Genomic DNA, 21,128 nt, shown 5'->3' with positions numbered 1-21,128 from the left:
TCGCCGAGGACTGCCGCTTCCAGGCATTCCATGCCTGGGCATCGGATCACACAAGCCTTTGAACGCCTTGTGCCGTTATACGCCCGAGCCCGGGGATAAGACGAACGCCCCGGCGGCACTGTGGCGTGCCGCCGGGGCGTTCGGAGTACCGGAGTACGAGCAGAGGCAGCTTGCGCTTAGCGCTTGCTGTACTGCGGGGCCTTGCGGGCCTTCTTCAGACCGGCCTTCTTGCGCTCGACCGCACGGTCGTCGCGGCGGAGGAAGCCGGCCTTCTTGAGGGCGCCGCGGTTGTTGTCCACGTCGGCCTCGTTCAGGGCACGGGCCACGCCGAGGCGCAGGGCGCCGGCCTGACCGGAGACACCGCCACCCGCGATGCGGGCGATGACGTCGTAGCGACCCTCGAGCTCGAGCACCTTGAAGGGCTCGTTGACTTCCTGCTGGTGCACCTTGTTGGGGAAGTAGTCCTCAAGGGTGCGACCGTTGATCTTCCACTTGCCGGTGCCCGGAACGATCCGGACACGAGCAATGGCGTTCTTGCGACGGCCCAGGCCCGCGGCGGGCTGGGGCTCACCGAAGCGCGAGGCGAGGGACTCGGAGGTGTACTCACCCTCCACCGGAACCTCGGACTCGGTGGTGTAGCTGTCGATGTCGATGTTCTCGACGTTCTCGTCGAGCGGCTGCTCGGCAGTGGTCTCGGCCACGATTCTCCTCAGATTCTCTTCAGTCTTAGGGGGTGGCCGGACTTACTGCGCGACCTGGGTGATCTCGTACGGCTGCGGCTGCTGCGCGCCGTGCGGGTGCTGGTCACCCTTGTAGACCTTCAGCTTCGAGAGCATCTGACGGCCCAGCGTGTTCTTGGGGAGCATGCCCTTGACGGCCTTCTCGATGGCCTTCTCGGGGTTCTTGTCGAGCAGCTCGTCGTAACGGACGGAGCGCAGACCACCCGGGTAGCCGGAGTGGCGGTACGCCATCTTCTGGGTGCGCTTGTTGCCGGAGAGGTGCACCTTGTCGGCGTTGATGATGACGACGAAGTCACCGGTGTCGACGTGAGGGGCGTAGATCGGCTTGTGCTTGCCCCGCAGAAGGGACGCGGCGGTGGTGGCGAGACGACCCAGGACAACGTCCTGGGCGTCGATGACGTGCCACTGGCGCGTCACATCGCCGGGCTTGGGGCTGTACGTACGCACGGTTCGTAGCCTTCGCTTCGATTGAATGGACCTGAACAGGTCACCGAAACGATCACGACAGCCTGAGCCACTGCGGCGACGCATACCGCGTACGTGGGATTGCTGGTCATCGGCCCGGTGGACCGGTGTAAGGGCCCGTCCCGTGAGAATGAGCAAGCCAATACACAACGAACATGCAGGATACCTGCGGCGCCACGGCCGGGTCAAAACGGGTCGCCCACGGACACCTCTGCTGTCTACCCCCAGAGTAACCGCCCGGCCCGAGCCGACCGTCCCCCTCAAGACAGAGCCGAAGGGGCCGAGCCCTTTGAAGGCGGGACGGGCAGGGGGCGGCGGGGGCGACATACGCCTCGCATCCGTCCAGCAACGAACGCCCACCGTAACCGCTACTCCACACAACGTCACCGCATCCAGAAAGGCCCTGCGCTGCGTCGCCTCCAGACAGGGCCACGTCACTCCGGGCAGCTGCGGCACCAGCACCAGCCAGAACCAGGCCCCCCCCCCCGGACCACCGGCACCCCGACCCTCCCCGCCAGCCCCCGCCACTGCCGCGCGAGCAACGCCACCGGCGCCAGCAGCGGCTTCAACGCGACCGCCGCACCGAGCACGGGCGAACGGCGCGAACCCGGCCGCAAGCCCGATCAGCCCCAGGGCCGCGAAGCGGCTGCGCACCGGGACGCCGTGCAGCCGTAGCGCGCAGACCCAGCCCCCGACCCGACAGCCGGTCACCACCACCGGCACCAGCACGCTCAGCACACCCCTCGGGACCACCGTCCAGGGAGCCGCCGCCATCACCGCGCTCGGCAAGTAGAGGAAGTGGGGGTCGTCATACCGAGAACCGCCGGCCGGCCGCACCCGCGCCGCCCGCGCGACGATCGCGTGGTCCATCCCTCCGTCCGAGGTCAGCCGCACCGTCCGCGCCACGAGAGTCCCCAGCGTGGCCCCGAGCGCGACCCACAGATGCCACGAGGCGCGTCGTACCAACCGCCCGGAGATGTCGCCTTTGTACTCGCTCATCGACTGAACGCCAGGGGCCTGTGCGCCTCTTGGGGCGGACCGGCACACCCCAGCTCCGTCTAAGATGCGCCCCATGAGCTATGGGCAGCAGGGGGGACCCCAGTCCCAGTGGGACCCCTGGACACCGCAATCCCAGCAGCCGTGGAACAGCGGCGCCGATCAGACCCCGGACTGGGCCGCGCTCGCCGAGGCCTCCGAGACCCGCAACAAGCGTCGTCGGCTGCTGTTCGTCGGCGGCGGCGCGCTGGCCACCGTCGCCATCGGTGCCGCCGTCGCCGTGGCCGTGGTGTCCGCGAACGACGGCAATTCCGCCTCGAGCAAACCGTCTTCGCAGCTGCCCGGGACCGCGGACCTGCCGAGCGAGTCGGGCGCCGCCCCGTCGTTCGCGTCGACGAGCGCTCCGCCGCCGCTGGATCCGAAGGACTTCATCTCCAGCAAGAGCAAGGACACCGCTCCGCTCGGCGTTCAGATCCTCTTCCCGGGCACCCAGCTGACGGTGGGCGGCGCGGTGTACAAGAAGGGCGCGACGGACGACACCAAGAGCTGCTCCGCGGTCACCAAGGGCGGGCTCCCGAAGATCGTCACCAACAGCGACTGCACCCGCTTCATGCGCGTGTCGTACGTGAAGGACGGCATCGCGGTGACGGTCGGCGTGGCCGTCTTCGACACCGCGGCGCAGGCCACCAAGGTCAAGGGCCAGGTGAACACCAAGAAGGACATCATCAGGTCGCTGTCCGGCAAGGGCATCAAGGACTTCTGCACCTCGTCCGTCTGCCTGTCGACGTCCAACTCCTACGGCCGCTACGCCTACTTCACCATCACGGGCTTCACCAACGGCAAGGACATGACGGACAAGGACACCGCGGCCTTCCAGGTGAGCGACGAGTTGGAGGAGTTCACCTTCCGCCAGATCCTCAGGCGGGGTCAGGCACAGGCGTCGGCGGCGGCCAACGAGTAGGCGGCCGCCGCCCCACGGGCCCGCCTACAGGCGCTTCGCGCTGCGCAGCGTCTTCGCGTAGTAGCCGTTGCCGTCGAGCCGGGACACACCGCCGACGTCGCCGATGGTGGGCCCGTTGACCTCCTCGCGGCTCGACACGAAGATCAGGTGCCCTTCGGTGTCATGGCCGAGGACCATGCCGACGTGGTCGAGTCGCTGGGCGGTGCGCGTGTCGAGCTTGAAGAAGACGAGGTCGCCCGGCTGGAGCTGGTCGATGGCGGACGGCCGGTCCCCCGCCGAGAGACCGGCGAGCGGCAGGATGTCGACGCCCACCTTGGAGCGGGCCATGCCGTTGGCGGTGCGGGGCAAGCCGTCGCCGGAGGTGTCCGAGGACATCAGGGGGAACCGGGCCCGGTAGCCGAGCACCATGCGCATGAAGCCCGAGCAGTCGATGGAGCGGGCCCGCGTGCTCTCCGGCTGCCCGACGACGCCGTCCCGGAACGGGTACTGCACACCGAGGTAGTCGTAGAAGTCGGACTGCTCCAGACGCAGGTCGCCGCCCTCGGCCCCGGTCGCGTTCAGCGGGCCGAAGTTCGCGTCACCGGCGTAGACGGTGCCCTCCGCGTCCTTCTTCACCGGTGCGCCCGCCACGTACTGGAACGCGAAGGCGAAGATGTCGTCCTTCTTGCTGTCCTTGAACTCGGCGTACCAGTCCTTGAACCACTTCTTCTGCTCCGCGCCCTTGGCCCAGGGCTCCGGCATCAGCCGCACCCAGTCCGTGGTGCTGACCTTGGACGCGGTCGAGGTCGGCTCCTGGAAGGTGCGGGCCGGCCCCGTCAGCGTCGCGGTGCGGGCGCCGTCCGTGAACACGGCCTTGATCTGGCCGTCGCCCCCGCGCAGCACGGACCGCGCCGGGTTCTCCAGCCGGGACCAGGTCTCCTTGCCGGTGTCGGAGGTGGCGCCGGTGCTGCGGCCGCCCTCCAGCACGCCGACGTTGCGCACCTCGGTGACGCCCTGTTCGTCCTGCCCCCGCAGCTCCACCGTGAGGTAGCCGGAGGTGCCGACGAGCGCCAGCAGCACCAGGCCCGTGACGACGGGCCGCGATTTCTTCTTCCCTGCCATCGTTTGCTCCTGGATTCTCAGACGGTCGGCATGACGCCGAGCAGCAGGCCGGCGGCGACGACGATGTAGGCCATGAGGGAGACGGTGCCGGTGGCCAGCAGCGTGGCCCCCTTGGGCTGGCGCACCATCTGGTAGGCGATCAGGCCCGGCACGATGAAGCCGAGCGTCTGGTTGCCGTACAGCAGCGGGAACTCGAGCGAGAGCACGATCATCACCGTGGCCTGCAACAGCACGCCCAGCAGCACCACGGCGGCGAACAGCCGCTTGCCGTAGAGGATCACCAGCCGCTGCATGATCTTGGTGCCGCCGTAGGTCAGGGCGGTGACGCCCACCACCATGGCCGCGCGCTGCAGGTCCTCGATGAGGGTGAGCGCGATCCAGCCGGGTGTGATCATGCCGCCGGGCGACAGGTTGGTCGTGAGATAGCAGAGCAGCGAGAAGAACAGGCCTATGGCGATGCCGAGGGCAGCCATCTCTGGGGTCAGGGCGGCGGTGGTCAACGGGGTCTCCGGACGAAGGGGTGCGGGTTCAGGGGCGGAGCGGGCGGCGGCCTGCGGACGAGGGCCGCCCACCCCGCGGATGCCGGGCACGCAACGGGCGCCGGGCGCGGGACGGGTGTCATGCGCGCGACGGGTCGCCACCTCCGTCGTCGTCCGCCGGCCGCCGGGGTGGCCGGCCGAAGGGGTCGTCCCCGTAGGGCTGCTCCTGACCGTGCCCGTGCGACGGCTGACGTGCGGTGCGGAACCACGCCGAGAGCTCCGCGTTCCCGCCCTCGTACGGCTGCTGCTCCGAGCCCTGCGGCCCACCGGACGCGTACGACGGCCCTGAGTCGTGCGGCCGGCCCTGGCCGTACTGCCCGGTCTCCCCGTGGTACTGACCCTGGCCGTACGACTGCGCCCTGTGCTCCCCGCCCGGCGCGGCCGCGGCATAGGCGCCCGGTGCCTCGGCGTACCGCCCCGGCGGCTGCGGGATGGTGATCACCGGGATCTCCTGGGTCTGCGAGGCCTGGTAGCGCTCCTCGTAGGCCGTGGGGTACGAGGCGTACGGGTCCAGGCGCTGCTGCTGGGGCGGCGCGGCTGCCGTCGGCTGTCCGGCCTCGTCCTCGGCGTCGCTCTCGTCGGCCGGGAGCTCCGCCAGGTATTCGAGGAGTTCCTCGCCCTGCCCGTGGATGTTGCCGATGGCGACCAGGGAGGAGCCGTCGGACATCCGGCCGAGCAGCGTCGGCATGAACTCGTCCGCCGCGCGACGCTCGCCGCCCAGGTCGACCGCGCGGTCGCGCCACTCGGCGGGGATGGCGTCGATGGCGCTCTTGGAGGGGTGCCCGATGACGAAGACGTTGTCCGGCTGCAGGTCGGGGATGATCTCGCCCATCTGCCCGTTGCGCTCCACCCGGTCCGGGCGGCAGTTGATCACGACGTTCAGGGGGCGGCGGATCGCGCCGAGGTCGAGCAGCTGGTTGATGTTCATCAGCGTCGACTCGGGGTCGTTGGCCGCGAAGACGTTGGCGAAGGCGAGCCTCTTGCCGTCGGGGGCGACGTACTTCTCCACGGAGAGCACACCCGGGTCCGGCGGGGCGTCGTACATGCCCTGCAGCGCGACCTGGCGCTCGATGCCGAGCAGGTCCGCCACGACCAGCGCGATCGCCACGTTCTCCTTGAAGGTGAACCAGCTGAAGCCGCGCAGCTCCTCGTCGGTGACCGTCTCCGGATCGGCGTAGATCAGCTTGCAGTTACGGGCGTCCGCCTCCTCCTGGAGGATGTGGAAGCGCTCCTTCTCGGCGGTGACGCAGATGCCGTCCTCCGGCATGGAGCGGCACAGCGAGCGCGCCACGTCGTCCAGGGTCGGGCCCATCTCGGCGAGGTGGTCCTCACGGACGTTGCACAGCACGCCGATCGTCGAGCGGATCAGCTTGCTCTGGTTGACCTCCTGCAGGGCCGGCATGACCGCCATGCACTCGATGACCAGGGCGTCGGGGCGGTAGGTGGCGGCCCGGCGGACGATGCCGATCTGCTCCACCACGTTGGCGATGCCGAACTTGCGGTAGACCGGCTCCTCGGTGGCGTCCGGGTGGATGAAGCGCGCGGCGGTGCCCGTCGTCTTGGCCACGGTGACCAGGTCACCGCCGCGCAGGGCACCCGCGCACAGCCGGGTGATGGAGGACTTGCCGCGGATGCCGTTGACGAGCACCCGGGACGGGATGGTGTGCAGGGCGGCGTAATGCCTGCGCTGCTCGATGATGCCCGCGATCAGCAGGAACACGCCGCCGATCAGCAGCACGAAGTAGAGGTAGAGCACGGCCGGTCACCTTCCTCCGGCGCCGAGCCGGGGCTCGGCGCTGCGGCGCGCCTGGTTCTGCCTGCGGGCCTGCAACTGCTGACGGACCAGTTCGAGGCTGCGGACTACGGCCCCCACCTCGTCGTGATAGCGGGGGTACAGCACGGTCTTGAGGTCGCCGTCGGCCAGCTTCTCGGCGCCGCTCGCGAGGGCGCGCAGCGGCCGGACCACGACCAGGTGGATCCAGCCCAGGCAGACCACGATCAGGGCGAGCCCGAGCATCCCGGCGAGCACGCTGCGGTCCTCGCGCTCGTACGGGGCGATCTCGAAGTGCTTGGCGTTCTGCCAGCTGACCACGGTCCAGCCGACGTCGGCCGCGACACCACCACCGGAGAAGGGCGCGGCGGCGGCGACGGTGACGGAGCGACCCTCGCGGATCAGCAGCCCGTTCTCCACGGGGCCCGCGCCGACCCTGACGCCGCCGGCCCGCACGAGGTCGGTGAGCGACTGGCGCGGCAGGTCCTCGAAGGCGAGGAAGCCGTCGCTGGCGGCGATGGTCCTGGTCTCGGCGTCGACCACGCGGACCTCGCCGAGACCGGGCCGGGCCAGCAGCGAGTTCAGGAACTCCACCCGGATCTCGCCGACCAGGGTCAGGCCCTTCTCGTCCGGTACGGCGGCCGCGGCCTGGATCACCGGCTTCTTGCCGCCCTCGCCCGCCACCCGGATGAGCGAGGCGTCCTTGGCTCCCTCGCCCTCGGCCCACTCGGCGCTCGGCTCCTCGCCGGCGCGGGCGACGACGTCGCCGCCCTTGTCGACGACGTACAGGGAGCCGTAGCGCGTGTGCTTGCGCAGGGCGTCGTCGAGCACACCCGTGGTGGCGTCGGGGTCGTCCACGTCGATCAGCCGGGTGATGGAGACGAGGTCGGCCTGGGCCTCGTTGAGCGCCCGGCGGACCCGGTCGGCGACGAGGTCGGTGCGGTCGCGCTGGTCGCTGACCATGCTGCTCGGCACGCTCACGGAGGCGTCCGTGCGGTTCAGCAGCAGCCCGACCGGCACGCACCACAGCAACAGCAGGACGGCGGTCAGCGCCAGCGGCACCCGCAGTCCGAGCCGTCCCCTACGGCCGACGCCGCTGCCGGAGCCGGGCTCGGCCGCCCCGCCGGACAGCTGCACCCGCAGCCGCTCCAGGGCGGCACCGACGCGGGCGGTCTCGCCCCAGCGGGGCACCTCGACGGGGCGGGTCAGATCACCGCGGGCCAGCCGGCGGGACTCCAGGAAGAGCCCCAGCAGGGGCCGCTGCACGGCCACCCACAGCAGGGCCGCCGCCACCAGCCCGAACAGCACCAGGACGCCGGCCGCGACCAGCCCGTACAGCTCGCGTTCCTGCCCGACGGCGTGCTCCTGCACCACGGGCAGCATGGCCACGACCGTCAGCCCGAGGCCCGCGCCGACGCTCCCCCGTTGCTCGGGGTCGGCGGAGGCGAGGGAGGCGTATCCGGCGGTGGCGATACGGCCGTTGTAGGAGTCGCCGAGCAGGGTTCCGCTGACGCCCGGGTAGCCGCGGGAGCCGGGCTCCCGTGCGCTGACGGGGTCCTCCTCGGTCTCCTTGGCCGACCGCTCGGACAGCCGGCTCATCTGCTTCTGCAGGAAGGAGAGCTCGCTGCGCTCCGCGTCCGAGTTGAGCGCCTCGGCCCGCTCGAAGCCGGCCGTGGCGAGGACCTCGCCGCCGCGGGCCACGACCGCCATCGCGCGGAAGGGGCCCAGGTTGATGGCGGGCACGGAGAGGCTGTTGGAGGCGATCAGCAGCTGCTGCGGACGGTCCTTCCAGTCGAGGAGGGCCATCGTCATCAGCCGGACGTCGCCGGTCTTCAGGCGCACCATGCGGGGCGTCAGGGCGTTCTCGCCGGTGAGGACGTCCTTGTCCAGCCAGGCCAAGGGAATCGTTTCACCCCGCGCGGCCAGCACCTTGCCGCTCTCCAGGTCCAGCACCGTGGTGCCGGTCCACTTCTGGTACGTGTTGCTCAGGTCCGACAGCACCCGCTCGGGGTCCGCCGGCTTGCCCGCGTTCAGCGCGGCCGCGGTGCGGTCCAGGTCGGTGACCCGCTCGTCGATCGACGCGCGTAGGGCGATCGCGCCGTCCTCGGCGAAGTGCTGCTGCGAGCCCAGCACCGCCTTCGGTACGACCGGGTCACCGGCCGGGCCCAGCACCTTGGCGGTCAGCCCGGCCAGGGCGAGGATCAGCAGGCACAGCAGCGCGATCGGCGGTCGTATACCGCCCAGGAGCGGCATGTCCGCGCGTCTGCGCATGCGGCGCCGCCCGCCCCGTGCGGGACGCGGCGCGCCGTGGGTTGAAGTCACCGGTGGTTTCCTTCGCCTCTTCACTACACAGGCGCTCGCAGGAGCCACCGCTGACGCGGGCATGAGACGCCGTCACTTTAAAAGACTGTTAACTCGCCCCGGGGTTGGGTCCCGGGGCGCAACAGCTGCGTGTGTCGCTCGTCACGTCCCGAGAGAGAGCTGCTCAAGGCCGTCGCCGCCCGGGGCGCCCCGGTTGTAGAGGAAGCCGCGGGTGCGGTCGGCGGCCAGCTGGTAGCGGGCGAGCCGGTCCTCGGACAGTTCGCCCGGGTTGTCGAGCACTTCCTGCACGTCGACCAACCGGTGATCCACGACCGCGCCCGCGGGCGCCTTCTCGCCTTCCTCCAGCTCCGGCGGGATGTCGACCAGCGTGGTCCGGTAGCGGGCGCTGACGTCCCAGCCGTCGGTCGTCTCCTTGAACTCGAACCAGCCGATCGCGCCCTCCTCGGTGAGGCCGCTCGGCGAGGAGTGACGGGCCACCTGGTTGCCGAGGCCGTAGGCGATCCAGGTGCCGTTGAGCTTCTGGATGGGCTGCACCACATGGGCGTGGTGGCCGATCACCAGGTTGATCCCGGTCTCCTTGGTGATCCGCTCCGCCAGCTGCAGCTGCGGGACGCTCGGCTCGTTGTAGTGCTCCAGGCCCCAGTGCACCGAGAGGATCACCACCTCGGCGCCCTTCTTGCGGGCCTTCGCCTCGGCCTTCTTGACGGCGTCGAAGGCGATCCGGTTGAAGGCCCAACGCTCCTTCTCGGGCGTGGGGTTGAGGAAGGACTCCCAGGAGTAGGCGAGATGGGCGACCTTGACGCCGTTGACGTCCCGGATGTTGATCTGCTCTGCTTCCTCGGGCGTACGCGCGGAACCGGTGTGACCGAGGCCCGCCTTGTCCATCGCGTCGAGGGTGCGCTTCACGGCCCCCAGGCCGTGGTCGTAGGTGTGATTGGAGGCCGTCGAGCAGGTGTCGTACCCCACGTCCTTGAGCGTCGTGAGGATCTGCGGTGGAACCAGGAACTCCGGGTACCCCTCGAAGGGGCCCTTGGGTGAGCCGACGGGCGTCTCCATGTGACAGATGGCCAGATCGGCCTTGCTGATGACCGGCTTCACCCCGGCCACGAGCGGTCCGAAGTCCAGCCCGGCCTGCCCCTCACCGGTCTTCTTGGCATCCTTGGCCGCCTGTTCGACCAGCTCGGGGTGGATGAGCACATCACCCGCGGCGGCGACGGTGAACGAGCGCCCACCCGGCTTCACCTGCGACCCGGCCGACTCGGAGGTACAGGCGGCGACGAGGCCGGCCAGAGCCCCCAGAATCGCCAGCGAGCGACCTATACGGAGAGACTTACGAAATGTCACCGCGACATATTCACACGCGCCTCACAACCCAACCGGTCTCTCACGTCACAAGACAGTCACGTTTTGCTCGCATTCTTGCTCAAACGGTTTTGATCCTCGCCTTGGCCGGTTGTCATACGAGTTCGCCCGAAGCGTCGGAACATTCCGTTCCGCAGGCCCGCGAACTCGTGGACCTGCGCAGCCGGATCCTCACGTACACGGCCGACTTCGCACCCGAAGACCCGTACACCGCGCCCGGCGACTCCCAACTCGACCAGCTGGCAGACGGCGTGGGTCACCTCCTGGACGGCGACGCGGCCGAGGCGGAACGACAGCTGGCCCCCCTGGGCCTCGGCGTCACCCGCCTCACCGACACCGACTCGGGCCGGCGCTACGACGAGATCGCCGCCCTACGGCCGAACGGCAAGGCCACGCGCTGGGGCCGCCTCTACCTGACCGCGGACTCCGACCTGCGCTGGAACGTCCAGGTGCCGCATCCCGTGTCCGACCGCGACACCGAGGCACTGGGCATCCGGCTGCTGGAGAGCACCGCGTCGGGCTCCCTGATCGTCGCCGGGGCGCACCGCGACGCCGGCCGATCGGACGCCGCGGACGTCGCCCACCGCGAGGACAGCGCCTTCCACACCATCGTCGTGGAACTCCAGAAGCGCGGGGTGCCCGGTCTCCAACTGCACGGCTTCGCCGAGTCGTCCGAGCGCCCCTACGAGGCCGTCGTCTCCGGCGGCTCCGCCCAGAGCACGTCCCGCGAGGCCTCGGCACTGGCCGACCGCCTGGAGGGGGACGGTCTGCGGGTCTGCCGGGGCTGGTCCGCGCGCTGCCCGCTGGAGGGCACCACGAACGTCCAGGGCAGGTCGGCCGAGCACCGGCACGCCCCGTTCCTGCACGTGGAACTGGCCCCCGACGCCCGCGACGACGGCCATGACGCCGACGAGACCGAGGACGCCCTCGCCGACCTCCTGCAGACCTGGTCGAACGACTGAGGGCCGGGCCTCCCGCTCAGCAGCAGCCCGCCGCCCCCGGCAACGACCGCTTGTTCCGCGCCTCTTTGTTCCGCGCCGCCAGCAACTCGTCGGCGGGGTAGCCGACCTCTTCCAGGGTCAGCCCGTGCGGCCGTACGACATGCACGGCGGAGTCCCTGACACCGGCGGCCAGCACCTTGCCCGGCCAGTCGGCGGGCCGATGCCCGTCCCCCACGAACAGCAGCGCCCCGATGAGCGAGCGCACCATGTTGTGGCAGAAGGCGTCGGCCCGCACAGTGGCGGTGACGATCCCGTCGTCCCCCCGCACCAGGCTCAGCTCCTGAAGCGTACGGATGGTGGTGGCACCCTCCCGCTTCTTGCAGTAGGCGGCGAAGTCGTGCTCCCCGAGCAGCCGTCGCGCCGCCTCGTTCATGGCGTCGACGTCAAGCGGCCAGTCATGCCAGAGCACATGACCGCGCAGCAGCGGATCGACACCGCCGGGGTTGTCGGTGACGCGATAGGCGTACCGCCGCCAGATCGCCGAGAACCGCGCGTTGAACCCGCTGGGCGCCTCCCGCAGCGCCCACACCCGCACATCCTTGGGCAGCCGCCCGGCAAGCCGCTTCAGCAGCTTCTCGTGATGCTCACGCCACACCTGCTCGGGCAGATCGACATGCGCGACCTGCCCCCGCGCATGCACCCCGGCGTCGGTGCGCCCGGCGACGGTCAGCTCGTACGTCGTCCCGCCCGAGCGCGTGACGGTCCGCAGGGCATCCTCGATCTCCCCCTGCACGGTCCGCCGCCCACCGGCCTGCTTGGCCCACCCGGAGAACTCGGAACCGTCGTACGACAGATCAAGGCGAACACGGACGTACCCGGGTGCTACTTCATCACTCACGCACAGATCCTCTCAGCAACACAAGAGCGGGCCCGCTCCTCGAAAGGAACGGGCCCGCAATCGCCCTGAAGGGGCGCGGGGAACTGCGCGACCAGCCACGACGGCGCCGCAGCCGCAATCCGAACAGCCCCCGGCAGACGCTTACGCGTCCTTGGACTCCTCGGCGGCAGCCTCGTCGTCGGCCTTGGTCGTGTCGACCTTGGCCTCGGCAACCTCGGCGTCCTTGGCGGCACGCTTGGTGGCAGCCTCGGCCTCGCCCGTGGCCTCCTGAGCGACCGTCAGCGCCTCGACCAGCTCGATGACAGCCATGGGCGCGTTGTCGCCACGACGGTTACCGATCTTGGTGATACGGGTGTAGCCACCCGGACGGTTCTCGTAGCGCGGGCCGATCTCGGTGAAGAGCGTGTGCACGATGCTCTTGTCCGTGATGACCTGCAGCACCTGGCGGCGGTTGTGAAGGTCACCCTTCTTCGCCTTGGTGACCAGACGCTCGGCGTAGGGCCGCAGACGGCGGGCCTTCGCCTCGGTGGTGGTGATACGGCCGTGCTCGAAGAGGCTCTTCGCCAGGTTCGCGAGGAGCAGCTTCTCGTGCGCGGCACCGCCGCCCAGACGGGCACCCTTGGTGGGCTTCGGCATTTCGTTTCTCCTGTGTGTCTGCCCCGGCCGTATCAGGTACCGAAGTCAGTATCCGAGCAGACGGTTGTCTGTCGGAGATCCGGGGTCCGCTCGCGCGAACCCCGGAGGTGGAACCGATCAGTACTGCTCGGTCTCCACAAAACCCGCGTCCGCGTCGTCGTCGGCGCCGAAGGCGTCGGCAGCGGCCGTGGGGTCGAATCCGGGCGGGCTGTCCTTCAGGGCCAGGCCCATGCCGACCAGCTTCGCCTTGACCTCGTCGATGGACTTCGCACCGAAGTTGCGAATGTCGAGGAGGTCGGCCTCGGAACGAGCCACGAGCTCACCCACGGAGTGGATGCCCTCGCGCTTGAGGCAGTTGTAGGACCGAACGGTGAGCTCCAGCTCCTCGATCGGCAGCGCCAGATCAGCGGCAAGGGCGGCGTCCGTGGGGGACGGGCCCATGTCGATGCCCTCGGCGTCGATGTTGAGCTCACGGGCGAGCCCGAACAGCTCGACCAGCGTCTTACCGGCGGAGGCCATGGCGTCACGCGGACGCATCGCCTGCTTGGTCTCGACGTCGACGATCAGCTTGTCGAAGTCGGTGCGCTGCTCGACACGCGTGGCCTCGACCTTGTACGTGACCTTCAGCACCGGCGAGTAGATCGAGTCGACCGGGATACGACCGATCTCCTGGCCGACCTGCTTGTTCTGCACGGCGGAGACGTAACCACGGCCACGCTCGACCGTGAGCTCCATCTCCAGCTTGCCCTTGCCGTTGAGCGTGGCGAGGACCAGGTCGGGGTTGTGCACCTCGACACCGGCCGGCGGCGCGATGTCGGCGGCGGTGACCAGACCCGGGCCCTGCTTGCGCAGGTACATCACGACCGGCTCGTCGTGCTCCGAGGAGACGACCAGCTGCTTGATGTTGAGGATCAGGTCGGTGACGTCCTCCTTGACGCCCGGCACGGTGGTGAACTCGTGCAGCACGCCGTCGATACGGATGGACGTGACCGCCGCACCCGGAATCGAGGAGAGGAGGGTCCGGCGCAGGGAGTTGCCGAGGGTGTAGCCGAAGCCCGGCTCCAGCGGCTCGATCACGAACCGGGAGCGGAACTCGTCGACGACCTCTTCGGTCAACGAGGGACGCTGAGCGATCAGCATGTGTGGATCAGATCCTTCTTTCGTGGACGCCCGCTATTTGACGTCCGACGGAACCGTCCCCGGCAAAAGGGACGGGTACTGCAAGGGTACGGGCGGCACGACCCGAAAGAGCCGTACCGCCCGACTGTGCCTATGTGGGGGATACCCCCACACCCCCGAAGCCTGCGTGAAGCAGCCGTGCGTCAGACGCGACGACGCTTCGGCGGACGGCAGCCGTTGTGCGGGGTCGGGGTGACGTCCTGGATGGAGCCGACCTCGAGACCGGTCGCCTGAAGCGAACGGATCGCGGTCTCACGACCCGAACCCGGACCCTTCACGAACACGTCGACCTTGCGCATGCCGTGCTCCTGGGCGCGGCGGGCAGCCGACTCGGCAGCCATCTGCGCGGCGAACGGCGTGGACTTCCGGGAACCCTTGAAGCCGACGTGGCCGGCGGAGGCCCAGGAGATCACGTTGCCGGACGGGTCCGTGATGGAGACGATCGTGTTGTTGAACGTGCTCTTGATGTGCGCGTGGCCGTGAGCGACGTTCTTCTTTTCCTTGCGGCGCACCTTCTTGGCAGCGCCCTGACGACCCTTGGGGGGCATCTGTACTCCTACGGGAGGTGGTCGGTCCTACAGCGAAGACCGCTGGACGGCGAAGTCCGCTGTGGACTACTTCTTGCCCGGCTTCTTCTTGCCGGCGATGGCGCGACGCGGGCCCTTGCGGGTACGAGCGTTCGTGCTGGTGCGCTGACCGCGGACGGGCAGGCCGCGACGGTGACGAAGACCCTGGTAGCAGCCGATCTCCACCTTGCGGCGGATGTCGGCCTGGACCTCACGACGGAGGTCACCCTCGGTCTTGATGTTGTTGTCGACGTACTCGCGGATCGCGACGAGCTGCTCTTCGCTCAGGTCACGAACACGGGTGTTCGGGTCGATGCCCGTCTCCGCCAGCGTCAGCTGCGAAAGCGTCCGGCCGATGCCGAACACGTAGGTGAGGGCGACCTCCACGCGCTTTTCGCGCGGGATGTCAACACCGGAAACGCGTGCCATTCAATGGCTCCAGTTGTCGTTCGGAGGTCTTCCGCAGAACCGGATCCCAGCCGCCGTATCAGGTACGAACTGGGTCCCCGGCCTCCGAGCCGGGGGTGTCGGGCGATGGCTCACCCGGGTTCTGCCTATGAACATATTTGCTTGCGTCGCGCGAATCTCTGCGATGGATGCAGAGGGTTCGGTCGTGCGTCAGCCCTGGCGCTGCTTGTGGCGCGGGTTCTCGCAGATGACCATGACCCGACCGTGACGGCGGATCACCCTGCACTTGTCGCAGATCTTCTTGACGCTCGGCTTGACCTTCATGGGATTGAGGTTCTCCGGGTCAGTGCCACCACCCCGCCGAAGCGGAATGCGGGCAAGATCTACTTGTAGCGGTAGACGATCCGGCCACGCGTCAGGTCGTACGGAGACAACTCCACCACGACCCGGTCGTCAGGGAGGATGCGGATGTAGTGCATACGCATCTTGCCGCTGATGTGTGCCAGGACCTGGTGGCCGTTCTGGAGCTCGACCTTGAACATGGCGTTCGGCAGAGACTCGACGACAGTGCCCTCGATCTCGATGGCACCTTGCTTCTTGGCCACGCTTCGCCCTTCGGAATCGACTACCTTGATCGACCCCTGCACTTTCCCTTGCGGGGTGCATGCGGACATGCGAGTGCACGAGAGCCGACGAGTCAGTCTACGTCAGCGCACCCGGAAAGACGAATCGGGGAAGTCTGCCCATGACGGCGCCTCATTAAGCACTGACGAGGTAGGCGCCCCCATAGGGGCGCGGGGCTCTGCCGCGGAGAGCTGACTCAGACCAGCGGATCCGGCGCGGCGACGATCCCGTACTCGGCCAGCTTCGCCTTGCCCCCGTCGGGAGACGTCAGCACGAGCGGCCCCTCCTCGGTCAGCGCGACCGAGTGCTCCCAGTGCGACGACCAGGTCCCGTCCGTGGTGATGACGGTCCAGTCGTCCGACAGGACCTCCGTCTTCGGCGTCCCCAGCGAGACCATCGGCTCGATCGCGAGGCAGAAGCCCGTGACCAGCTTCGGCCCCTTCCCTCGCCGGCGCTCCACGTAGTTCAGCAGGTGCGGGTCCATGTGCATCTCGGTGCCGATGCCGTGGCCGCCGTAATCCTCGATGATCCCGTAGCGGCCACCACCGGGCTTCGGCTGCCGGCGGATGTACGTCTCGATGGCACGGGAGACGTCGACGAGCCGGTTCCCCTGCTTCATCGCCGCGATGCCCGCCCACATCGACTCCTCGGTCACCCGGGAGAGCTCGACGAGCTCCGGAGCGTGACCGGAGCCCACGAAGGCGGTGTAGGCGGCGTCGCCGTGCCAGCCGTCGATGATGGCGCCGCAGTCGATGGAGATGATGTCGCCGTCCTTCAGGACGACGTCCTCGGACGGGATGCCGTGGACGACGACGTCGTTCACGGACGTGCAGATCGTCGCGGGGAAGCCGCCGTAGCCGAGGAAGTTCGACTTGGCGCCGTGCTCGGCGAGCACCTTGCGGGCGACCTCGTCCAGATCCTTGGTGCTGGCCCCGGGCACGGCGACCTCGCGCGTGGCCGCATGAATGGCGGCGACGACCAGCCCCGCCTCACGCATCTTGGCGATCTGCTCGGGGCTCTTGATCTGCACCATGGAGACGGGGGCCTTTCCTGCGCCGAATAAAGGGACTGCATCAACGATAAGGGCGGAGCCGGGGCGCCCCACCCCACGCAGCAGCCGCGGCCCCCTCAGTGGGAACCGCGGCCTGAGCTACGTACGAGCTGAGAACGCTGCTACTCGCCGTCCTCGTCACGCTTGAGCGCCTCCATGGCGCGCGCCGTGACCTCTTCGACCTTGCCGAGCGCGGAGATGGTGACCACCAGTCCCTGCGTCTTGTAGTAGTCGATGATCGGCTCGGTCTGCGTGTGGTAGACCTCGAGCCGCTTGCGGACGGTCTCCTCCGAGTCGTCGTCCCGCTGGTACAGCTCGCCGCCGCAGGCGTCGCAGACGCCTTCCTTCTTCGGCTGGCTGTACGTGACGTGGAAGACGTGGCTGGAGTCCTTGCGGCAGATCCGCCGACCGGCGATCCGCTTGACGACCTCTTCCTCGGGGACCTCGAGGTCCAGCACCGCGTCGAGCTTCATGCTCTCGGACTGGAGCATCTCGTCGAGCGCCTCGGCCTGGGACACATTGCGCGGGAAGCCGTCCAGCAGGAAGCCGTTCTCGGCGTCCGGCTTCTCCATGCGGTCCTTGGCCATCCCGATGGTGACCTCGTCCGGCACCAGGTTGCCCGCGTCCATGTAGGACTTCGCGAGCTTCCCGAGCTCCGTCTGCTGGCTGATGTTGGCGCGGAACAGGTCGCCCGTGGAGATGTGCGGGATCGACAGGTTCTTGGCGAGGAACGCAGCCTGCGTTCCCTTACCGGCGCCCGGCGGCCCGACGAGGACGATACGCATCAGCGGAGGAACCCTTCGTAATTGCGCTGCTGGAGCTGGCTCTCGATCTGCTTCACCGTTTCGAGACCGACACCCACGATGATCAGGATGCTGGTACCACCGAACGGGAAGTTCTGGTTTGCCCCGAAACCAGCCAACGCCATCGTCGGCACGAGAGCGATCAGACCCAAGTACAGCGAGCCCGGCCAGGTGATCCGGTTGAGCACGTACGAAAGGTACTCAGCGGTCGGTCGGCCAGCCCGGATGCCCGGGATGAAGCCACCATACTTCTTCATGTTGTCCGCGACTTCCTCGGGGTTGAACGAGATGGCCACGTAGAAGAACGCGAAGAACACAATCAGGAAGAAATAGAGGGTGACGTGCACGGGTGCCCCCGTGTCCGCCAGGTTCTTTGTGATCCAGGTCGCCCAGCCGGACTGGGCGTTGTTGGAGAACTGCACGATCAGCGCCGGAATGTAGAGCAGCGAAGACGCGAAGATGACGGGAATCACACCCGCCTGGTTCACCTTGAGCGGGATGTAAGTCGACGTACCGCCGTAGGAACGGCGCCCGATCATTCGCTTCGCGTACTGCACCGGAATACGACGCTGCGCCTGCTCGACGAAGACGACGAGGCCGACCATGACCAGGCCCACGGCGATGACGGTCCCGAACTCGATCCAGCCGCCGGCCAGGTCGCCCTGCTGCTTGATGGCCCACAGCGCGGACGGGAAGGTCGCGGCGATCGAGATGAACATCAGGATCGACATGCCGTTGCCGATGCCGCGGTCGGTGATGAGCTCACCGAGCCACATGACGACGGCCGTACCGGCGGTCATGGTGACGACCATGGTGATGGTCGTGAAGATCGACTGGTCGGGGACGATCTGGTTGCCGACCGGGCACTGCTGGAAGAGCGCGCCGCTGCGGGCGGTGGCCACGAGGCCGGTGCCCTGGAGAATGGCGAGCGCGACGGTCAGATAGCGGGTGTACTGCGTGATCTTGGCCGTACCCGCCTGACCCTCCTTCTTGAGGGCTTCCAGGCGCGGGATCACAACGGTCAGCAGCTGAAGGATGATGCTCGCCGTGATGTACGGCATGATGCCCAGCGCGAAGATCGTGATCTGAAGCAGTGCGCCGCCGCTGAACATGTTGACCAAGCCGAACAAGCCCGTGTTGGTGCTGGCCTGGTCGATACAGGTCTGGACGGCCGTGTAGTCGACGCCCGGGATCGGAACGTGTGTACCGACCCGGTACACGACGATGATGCCGAGCGTGAAGAGCAGCTTCTTGCGCAGGTCGGGCGTCTTGAACGCCCGGGCGAACGCGGTGAGCACGGTGCCTCCTGCGACCCCCGCGCTACTGCGTCAAGGGTGACGGTCTTGAGGTTCGACTAATAGGAACGACTTAGCTAACGGTCAGCTGCCGCTCAGAGTGCCCCACAAGAAGCACTCCGTAAAAGTGGGCAGTGCAGGCCACCTTACCCGCGGGACCGCCCCCCTTGGAACGACCAACCGGGGATACCCCATTTGTGGGGTATCCCCGGTCGGGATCGTTCAAGTCATCGAGACGTCCGATGTGTTCAGACGAGCTCGGTGACGGTGCCGCCGGCGGCGGTGATCTTCTCCTTGGCGGAGCCGGAGACGGCGTCAACCGTCACCTGCAGCGCCACGGAGATCTCGCCCTGGCCGAGGACCTTGACGAGGCTGTTCTTGCGAACGGCACCCTTGGCCACCAGACCCTCGACGGTGACTTCGCCACCCTCGGGGTAGAGCGCGGCCAGCTTGTCGAGGTTCACGACCTGGAACTCGGTCTTGAACGGGTTCTTGAAGCCCTTCAGCTTCGGAAGACGCATGTGGAGGGGCATCTGGCCACCCTCGAAGCGCTCCGGAACCTGGTAACGGGCCTTCGTACCCTTGGTACCACGACCGGCCGTCTTACCCTTCGACGCCTCACCACGACCCACACGGGTCTTGGCGGTCTTGGCGCCCGGGGCGGGACGGAGGTTGTGGATCTTGAGCGGGTTCTGCTCCGCCATGATCAGTCGACCTCCTCGACCGTCACGAGGTGGCGGACGGTGTGCACCATGCCGCGGAACTCGGGACGATCCTCCTTGACGACCTGCGTGTTGATCCCCTTGAGACCAAGGGAACGCAGGGTGTCACGGTGGTTCTGCTTGCTGCCGATGTACGACTTCGTCTGCGTGATCTTGAGCTGCGCCATTACGCACCAGCCCCGGCACGCGCACGCAGCAGAGCCGCGGGAGCGACGTCCTCGAGCGGCAGACCGCGGCGGGCCGCGACCTCCTCGGGACGCTGCAGGCCCTTGAGGGCCGCCACGGTCGCGTGCACGATGTTGATCGCGTTGTCGGAGCCGAGCGACTTCGACAGGATGTCGTGGATACCGGCGCACTCGAGCACGGCACGCACCGGACCACCGGCGATAACACCGGTACCGGGCGACGCGGGCTTGAGCAGCACGACGCCGGCAGCCTTCTCACCCTGGATCGGGTGCGGGATGGTGCCCTGGATACGGGGGACCTTGAAGAAGTGCTTCTTGGCCTCCTCAACACCCTTGGCGATGGCGGCCGGCACCTCCTTGGCCTTGCCGTAACCGACACCCACGGTGCCGTCACCATCGCCCACCACGACCAGCGCGGTGAAGCTGAAGCGACGACCACCCTTCACAACCTTGGCGACACGGTTGATCGCGACAACGCGCTCAACGTAAGCGGTCTTCTCGGCGGCAGCTGCGCCGCCGTCACGGCCCTTCCGGTCCCGCCGCTCGCCGCCACCGGCACCGCCACCGCGGCGCTGGGGTCCAGCCATTGGAATTACCTCTCTCTGTTTCCGCTAGCTACGGAACCGACTAGAACTTCAGGCCGGCTTCGCGGGCGGCGTCCGCCAGGGCGGCGATGCGCCCGGCGTACTGGTTGCCACCACGGTCGAATACGACAGCCTCGACGCCGGCGGCCTTGGCGCGCTCGGCGACCAGGGCTCCGACCTGCTTGGCCTGAGTGGACTTGTCGCCCTCGCCACCGCGGATCGAGGTGTCCAGGGTGGACGCCGACGCCAGGGTGTGACCCTTGATGTCGTCGATCACCTGGGCCACGATGTGGCGGTTCGAGCGGGTAACGACCAGACGCGGACGCTCCGCCGTTCCGTTGATGTGCTTACGGATCCGGATGTGGCGGCGCTTGATCGCGGCGCGCTTGTAGGCGTCGCCCTTGAGGATCTTCTGTCCGTATGCCATGGCTTACTTACCCGCCTTTCCGACCTTGCGGCGGATGACTTCGCCCTCGTACTTGACGCCCTTGGCCTTGTACGGGTCGGGCTTGCGCAGCTTGCGGATGTTGGCCGCAACCTCGCCGACCTTCTGCTTGTCGATGCCCTCGACCGAGAAGTGCGTCGGGTTCTCGACCTTGAACGAGATGCCCTCGGGCGCCTCGACCGTGATCGAGTGGCTGTAGCCGAGCGCGAACTCGAGGTTCGAGCCCTTGGCCGCGACGCGGTAACCGACACCGCTGATCTCGAGCTTCTTCACGTAACCCTGGGTCACGCCGGTGATCATGTTCGCCACCAGCGTGCGGGACAGGCCGTGCAGGGCCTTGTTCTGACGCTCGTCGTTGGGGCGGGTGACGTTCAGAACGCCGTCCTCACCCTTGGCGATGTCGATCGGCGCAGCGATGGTGTGGGTCAGCGAGCCCTTGGGGCCCTTGACCGAAACCGTACGGCCGTCGATGGTGACGTCCACGCCGGCGGGAACCGTGATGGGGAGCTTGCCAATACGCGACATAGCTGTTTC

24 protein-coding genes are annotated in these 21,128 nt (G+C 68.2%); 2 read left to right on the top strand and 22 right to left on the bottom strand.

Annotation, left to right across the window (positions count from 1 at the left end; all coding sequences use genetic code 11):
• Positions 1-176: 176 nt before the first annotated feature.
• Positions 177-701, bottom strand: coding sequence for a 30S ribosomal protein S9 (gene rpsI, locus OG254_RS29485; RefSeq protein WP_147995177.1), 525 nt, complete (start codon positions 699-701; stop codon positions 177-179).
• Positions 702-743: 42 nt separating this feature from the next.
• Positions 744-1,187 carry a 50S ribosomal protein L13 gene (gene rplM, locus OG254_RS29480; RefSeq protein WP_147995176.1) on the bottom strand — a complete coding sequence of 148 codons (444 nt, stop codon included), beginning with the start codon at positions 1,185-1,187 and terminating at the stop codon, positions 744-746.
• A gap of 1,090 nt (positions 1,188-2,277) precedes the next feature.
• On the opposite strand from rplM, the gene OG254_RS29475 reads away from it, so the two are divergent.
• Positions 2,278-3,162 (top strand): hypothetical protein, encoded by an 885-nt coding sequence (locus OG254_RS29475; protein ID WP_405587469.1) that lies wholly within the window; start codon positions 2,278-2,280, stop codon positions 3,160-3,162.
• Between the two features lie 24 nt (positions 3,163-3,186).
• Here OG254_RS29475 and OG254_RS29470 read toward each other — a convergent pair whose 3' ends face one another.
• The 5 genes from OG254_RS29470 to OG254_RS29450 all read right to left on the bottom strand — a co-directional run bounded on the left by OG254_RS29470 (position 3,187) and on the right by OG254_RS29450 (position 10,239).
• Positions 3,187-4,263, bottom strand: coding sequence for an NlpC/P60 family protein (locus OG254_RS29470; RefSeq protein ID WP_405587466.1), 1,077 nt, complete (start codon positions 4,261-4,263; stop codon positions 3,187-3,189).
• Positions 4,264-4,280: 17 nt separating this feature from the next.
• Positions 4,281-4,763 (bottom strand): poly-gamma-glutamate biosynthesis protein PgsC/CapC, encoded by a 483-nt coding sequence (locus tag OG254_RS29465; RefSeq protein ID WP_147995173.1) that lies wholly within the window; start codon positions 4,761-4,763, stop codon positions 4,281-4,283.
• Between the two features lie 118 nt (positions 4,764-4,881).
• A complete protein-coding gene (gene pgsB / locus OG254_RS29460; RefSeq protein WP_405587462.1) occupies positions 4,882-6,558 on the bottom strand; it encodes a poly-gamma-glutamate synthase PgsB in 1,677 nt (558 codons plus the stop codon).
• A gap of 6 nt (positions 6,559-6,564) precedes the next feature.
• Positions 6,565-8,826 (bottom strand): HAMP domain-containing protein, encoded by a 2,262-nt coding sequence (locus tag OG254_RS29455; protein WP_405595253.1) that lies wholly within the window; start codon positions 8,824-8,826, stop codon positions 6,565-6,567.
• Between the two features lie 210 nt (positions 8,827-9,036).
• Positions 9,037-10,239 carry a CapA family protein gene (locus OG254_RS29450; RefSeq protein WP_405587459.1) on the bottom strand — a complete coding sequence of 401 codons (1,203 nt, stop codon included), beginning with the start codon at positions 10,237-10,239 and terminating at the stop codon, positions 9,037-9,039.
• 167 nt (positions 10,240-10,406) lie between these two features.
• Here OG254_RS29450 and OG254_RS29445 point away from each other — a divergent pair, with 167 nt between their 5' ends.
• Positions 10,407-11,219, top strand: a complete 813-nt coding sequence (locus OG254_RS29445; protein ID WP_405587457.1) for a hypothetical protein — start codon at positions 10,407-10,409, stop codon at positions 11,217-11,219.
• Between the two features lie 16 nt (positions 11,220-11,235).
• Here OG254_RS29445 and truA read toward each other — a convergent pair whose 3' ends face one another.
• The 15 genes from truA to rplF all read right to left on the bottom strand — a co-directional run bounded on the left by truA (position 11,236) and on the right by rplF (position 21,119).
• The gene (truA, locus tag OG254_RS29440) at positions 11,236-12,096 is read right to left on the bottom strand and encodes a tRNA pseudouridine(38-40) synthase TruA (protein ID WP_147995170.1); all 861 of its coding nucleotides are present in this window, start codon (positions 12,094-12,096) and stop codon (positions 11,236-11,238) included.
• 141 nt (positions 12,097-12,237) lie between these two features.
• On the bottom strand, positions 12,238-12,732 hold the full coding sequence (gene rplQ / locus OG254_RS29435) for a 50S ribosomal protein L17 (RefSeq protein ID WP_351196253.1): 495 nt from the start codon (positions 12,730-12,732) through the stop codon (positions 12,238-12,240).
• 117 nt (positions 12,733-12,849) lie between these two features.
• Positions 12,850-13,872 (bottom strand): DNA-directed RNA polymerase subunit alpha, encoded by a 1,023-nt coding sequence (locus OG254_RS29430; RefSeq protein ID WP_306939468.1) that lies wholly within the window; start codon positions 13,870-13,872, stop codon positions 12,850-12,852.
• A 182-nt stretch (positions 13,873-14,054) separates the two neighbouring features.
• Positions 14,055-14,459: a 30S ribosomal protein S11 gene (gene rpsK, locus OG254_RS29425; protein ID WP_003956432.1), complete on the bottom strand. Its 405-nt coding sequence runs from the start codon at positions 14,457-14,459 to the stop codon at positions 14,055-14,057.
• Positions 14,460-14,525: 66 nt separating this feature from the next.
• Complete coding sequence (gene rpsM / locus OG254_RS29420) at positions 14,526-14,906, bottom strand: 30S ribosomal protein S13 (protein ID WP_053753917.1); 381 nt, start codon at positions 14,904-14,906, stop codon at positions 14,526-14,528.
• A 189-nt stretch (positions 14,907-15,095) separates the two neighbouring features.
• Complete coding sequence (rpmJ, locus tag OG254_RS29415) at positions 15,096-15,209, bottom strand: 50S ribosomal protein L36 (RefSeq protein WP_003998809.1); 114 nt, start codon at positions 15,207-15,209, stop codon at positions 15,096-15,098.
• A gap of 59 nt (positions 15,210-15,268) precedes the next feature.
• The gene (gene infA, locus OG254_RS29410; RefSeq protein WP_003948620.1) at positions 15,269-15,490 is read right to left on the bottom strand and encodes a translation initiation factor IF-1; all 222 of its coding nucleotides are present in this window, start codon (positions 15,488-15,490) and stop codon (positions 15,269-15,271) included.
• 215 nt (positions 15,491-15,705) lie between these two features.
• On the bottom strand, positions 15,706-16,542 hold the full coding sequence (gene map / locus OG254_RS29405; RefSeq protein ID WP_405587452.1) for a type I methionyl aminopeptidase: 837 nt from the start codon (positions 16,540-16,542) through the stop codon (positions 15,706-15,708).
• 140 nt (positions 16,543-16,682) lie between these two features.
• Complete coding sequence (locus OG254_RS29400) at positions 16,683-17,345, bottom strand: adenylate kinase (protein ID WP_405587450.1); 663 nt, start codon at positions 17,343-17,345, stop codon at positions 16,683-16,685.
• On the bottom strand, positions 17,345-18,661 hold the full coding sequence (secY, locus tag OG254_RS29395; RefSeq protein WP_405587447.1) for a preprotein translocase subunit SecY: 1,317 nt from the start codon (positions 18,659-18,661) through the stop codon (positions 17,345-17,347). The genes OG254_RS29400 and secY overlap by 1 nt, the downstream gene beginning before the upstream one ends.
• A 245-nt stretch (positions 18,662-18,906) precedes the next feature.
• Positions 18,907-19,362 carry a 50S ribosomal protein L15 gene (rplO, locus tag OG254_RS29390; protein WP_023547373.1) on the bottom strand — a complete coding sequence of 152 codons (456 nt, stop codon included), beginning with the start codon at positions 19,360-19,362 and terminating at the stop codon, positions 18,907-18,909.
• Between the two features lie 2 nt (positions 19,363-19,364).
• Complete coding sequence (gene rpmD, locus OG254_RS29385; protein ID WP_005481207.1) at positions 19,365-19,547, bottom strand: 50S ribosomal protein L30; 183 nt, start codon at positions 19,545-19,547, stop codon at positions 19,365-19,367.
• On the bottom strand, positions 19,547-20,152 hold the full coding sequence (gene rpsE / locus OG254_RS29380; protein ID WP_007494753.1) for a 30S ribosomal protein S5: 606 nt from the start codon (positions 20,150-20,152) through the stop codon (positions 19,547-19,549). Before rpsE ends, rpmD begins: the two co-directional genes overlap by 1 nt.
• 40 nt (positions 20,153-20,192) lie before the next feature.
• Positions 20,193-20,576: a 50S ribosomal protein L18 gene (rplR, locus tag OG254_RS29375; RefSeq protein ID WP_147995165.1), complete on the bottom strand. Its 384-nt coding sequence runs from the start codon at positions 20,574-20,576 to the stop codon at positions 20,193-20,195.
• A 3-nt stretch (positions 20,577-20,579) separates the two neighbouring features.
• Complete coding sequence (rplF, locus tag OG254_RS29370) at positions 20,580-21,119, bottom strand: 50S ribosomal protein L6 (RefSeq protein WP_351199030.1); 540 nt, start codon at positions 21,117-21,119, stop codon at positions 20,580-20,582.
• Positions 21,120-21,128: the final 9 nt, after the last annotated feature.

It is taken from the genome of Streptomyces sp. NBC_01092, from assembly GCF_045039535.1.
Taxonomy (GTDB): Bacteria; Actinomycetota; Actinomycetes; order Streptomycetales; family Streptomycetaceae; genus Streptomyces.
Note: the sequence above shows the minus strand (reverse complement) of the source record. Positions and strands in the feature narration are given on the sequence as shown.

Coding starts and splice junctions, on each gene's coding strand:
- rplQ (WP_351196253.1), bottom strand. CDS start 12,732: ATGCCGAAGCCCACCAAGGGTGCCCGTCTGGGCGGCGGTGCCGCGCAC.
- OG254_RS29455 (WP_405595253.1), bottom strand. CDS start 8,826: ATGCCGCTCCTGGGCGGTATACGACCGCCGATCGCGCTGCTGTGCCTG.
- rplF (WP_351199030.1), bottom strand. CDS start 21,119: ATGTCGCGTATTGGCAAGCTCCCCATCACGGTTCCCGCCGGCGTGGAC.
- rpmJ (WP_003998809.1), bottom strand. CDS start 15,209: ATGAAGGTCAAGCCGAGCGTCAAGAAGATCTGCGACAAGTGCAGGGTG.
- rplO (WP_023547373.1), bottom strand. CDS start 19,362: ATGGCGGAGCAGAACCCGCTCAAGATCCACAACCTCCGTCCCGCCCCG.
- OG254_RS29400 (WP_405587450.1), bottom strand. CDS start 17,345: ATGCGTATCGTCCTCGTCGGGCCGCCGGGCGCCGGTAAGGGAACGCAG.
- map (WP_405587452.1), bottom strand. CDS start 16,542: ATGGTGCAGATCAAGAGCCCCGAGCAGATCGCCAAGATGCGTGAGGCG.
- OG254_RS29470 (WP_405587466.1), bottom strand. CDS start 4,263: ATGGCAGGGAAGAAGAAATCGCGGCCCGTCGTCACGGGCCTGGTGCTG.
- rplR (WP_147995165.1), bottom strand. CDS start 20,576: ATGGCATACGGACAGAAGATCCTCAAGGGCGACGCCTACAAGCGCGCC.
- rpsE (WP_007494753.1), bottom strand. CDS start 20,152: ATGGCTGGACCCCAGCGCCGCGGTGGCGGTGCCGGTGGCGGCGAGCGG.
- OG254_RS29475 (WP_405587469.1), top strand. CDS start 2,278: ATGAGCTATGGGCAGCAGGGGGGACCCCAGTCCCAGTGGGACCCCTGG.
- rpsK (WP_003956432.1), bottom strand. CDS start 14,459: ATGCCCCCCAAGGGTCGTCAGGGCGCTGCCAAGAAGGTGCGCCGCAAG.
- rpmD (WP_005481207.1), bottom strand. CDS start 19,547: ATGGCGCAGCTCAAGATCACGCAGACGAAGTCGTACATCGGCAGCAAG.
- OG254_RS29430 (WP_306939468.1), bottom strand. CDS start 13,872: ATGCTGATCGCTCAGCGTCCCTCGTTGACCGAAGAGGTCGTCGACGAG.
- rpsM (WP_053753917.1), bottom strand. CDS start 14,906: ATGGCACGCGTTTCCGGTGTTGACATCCCGCGCGAAAAGCGCGTGGAG.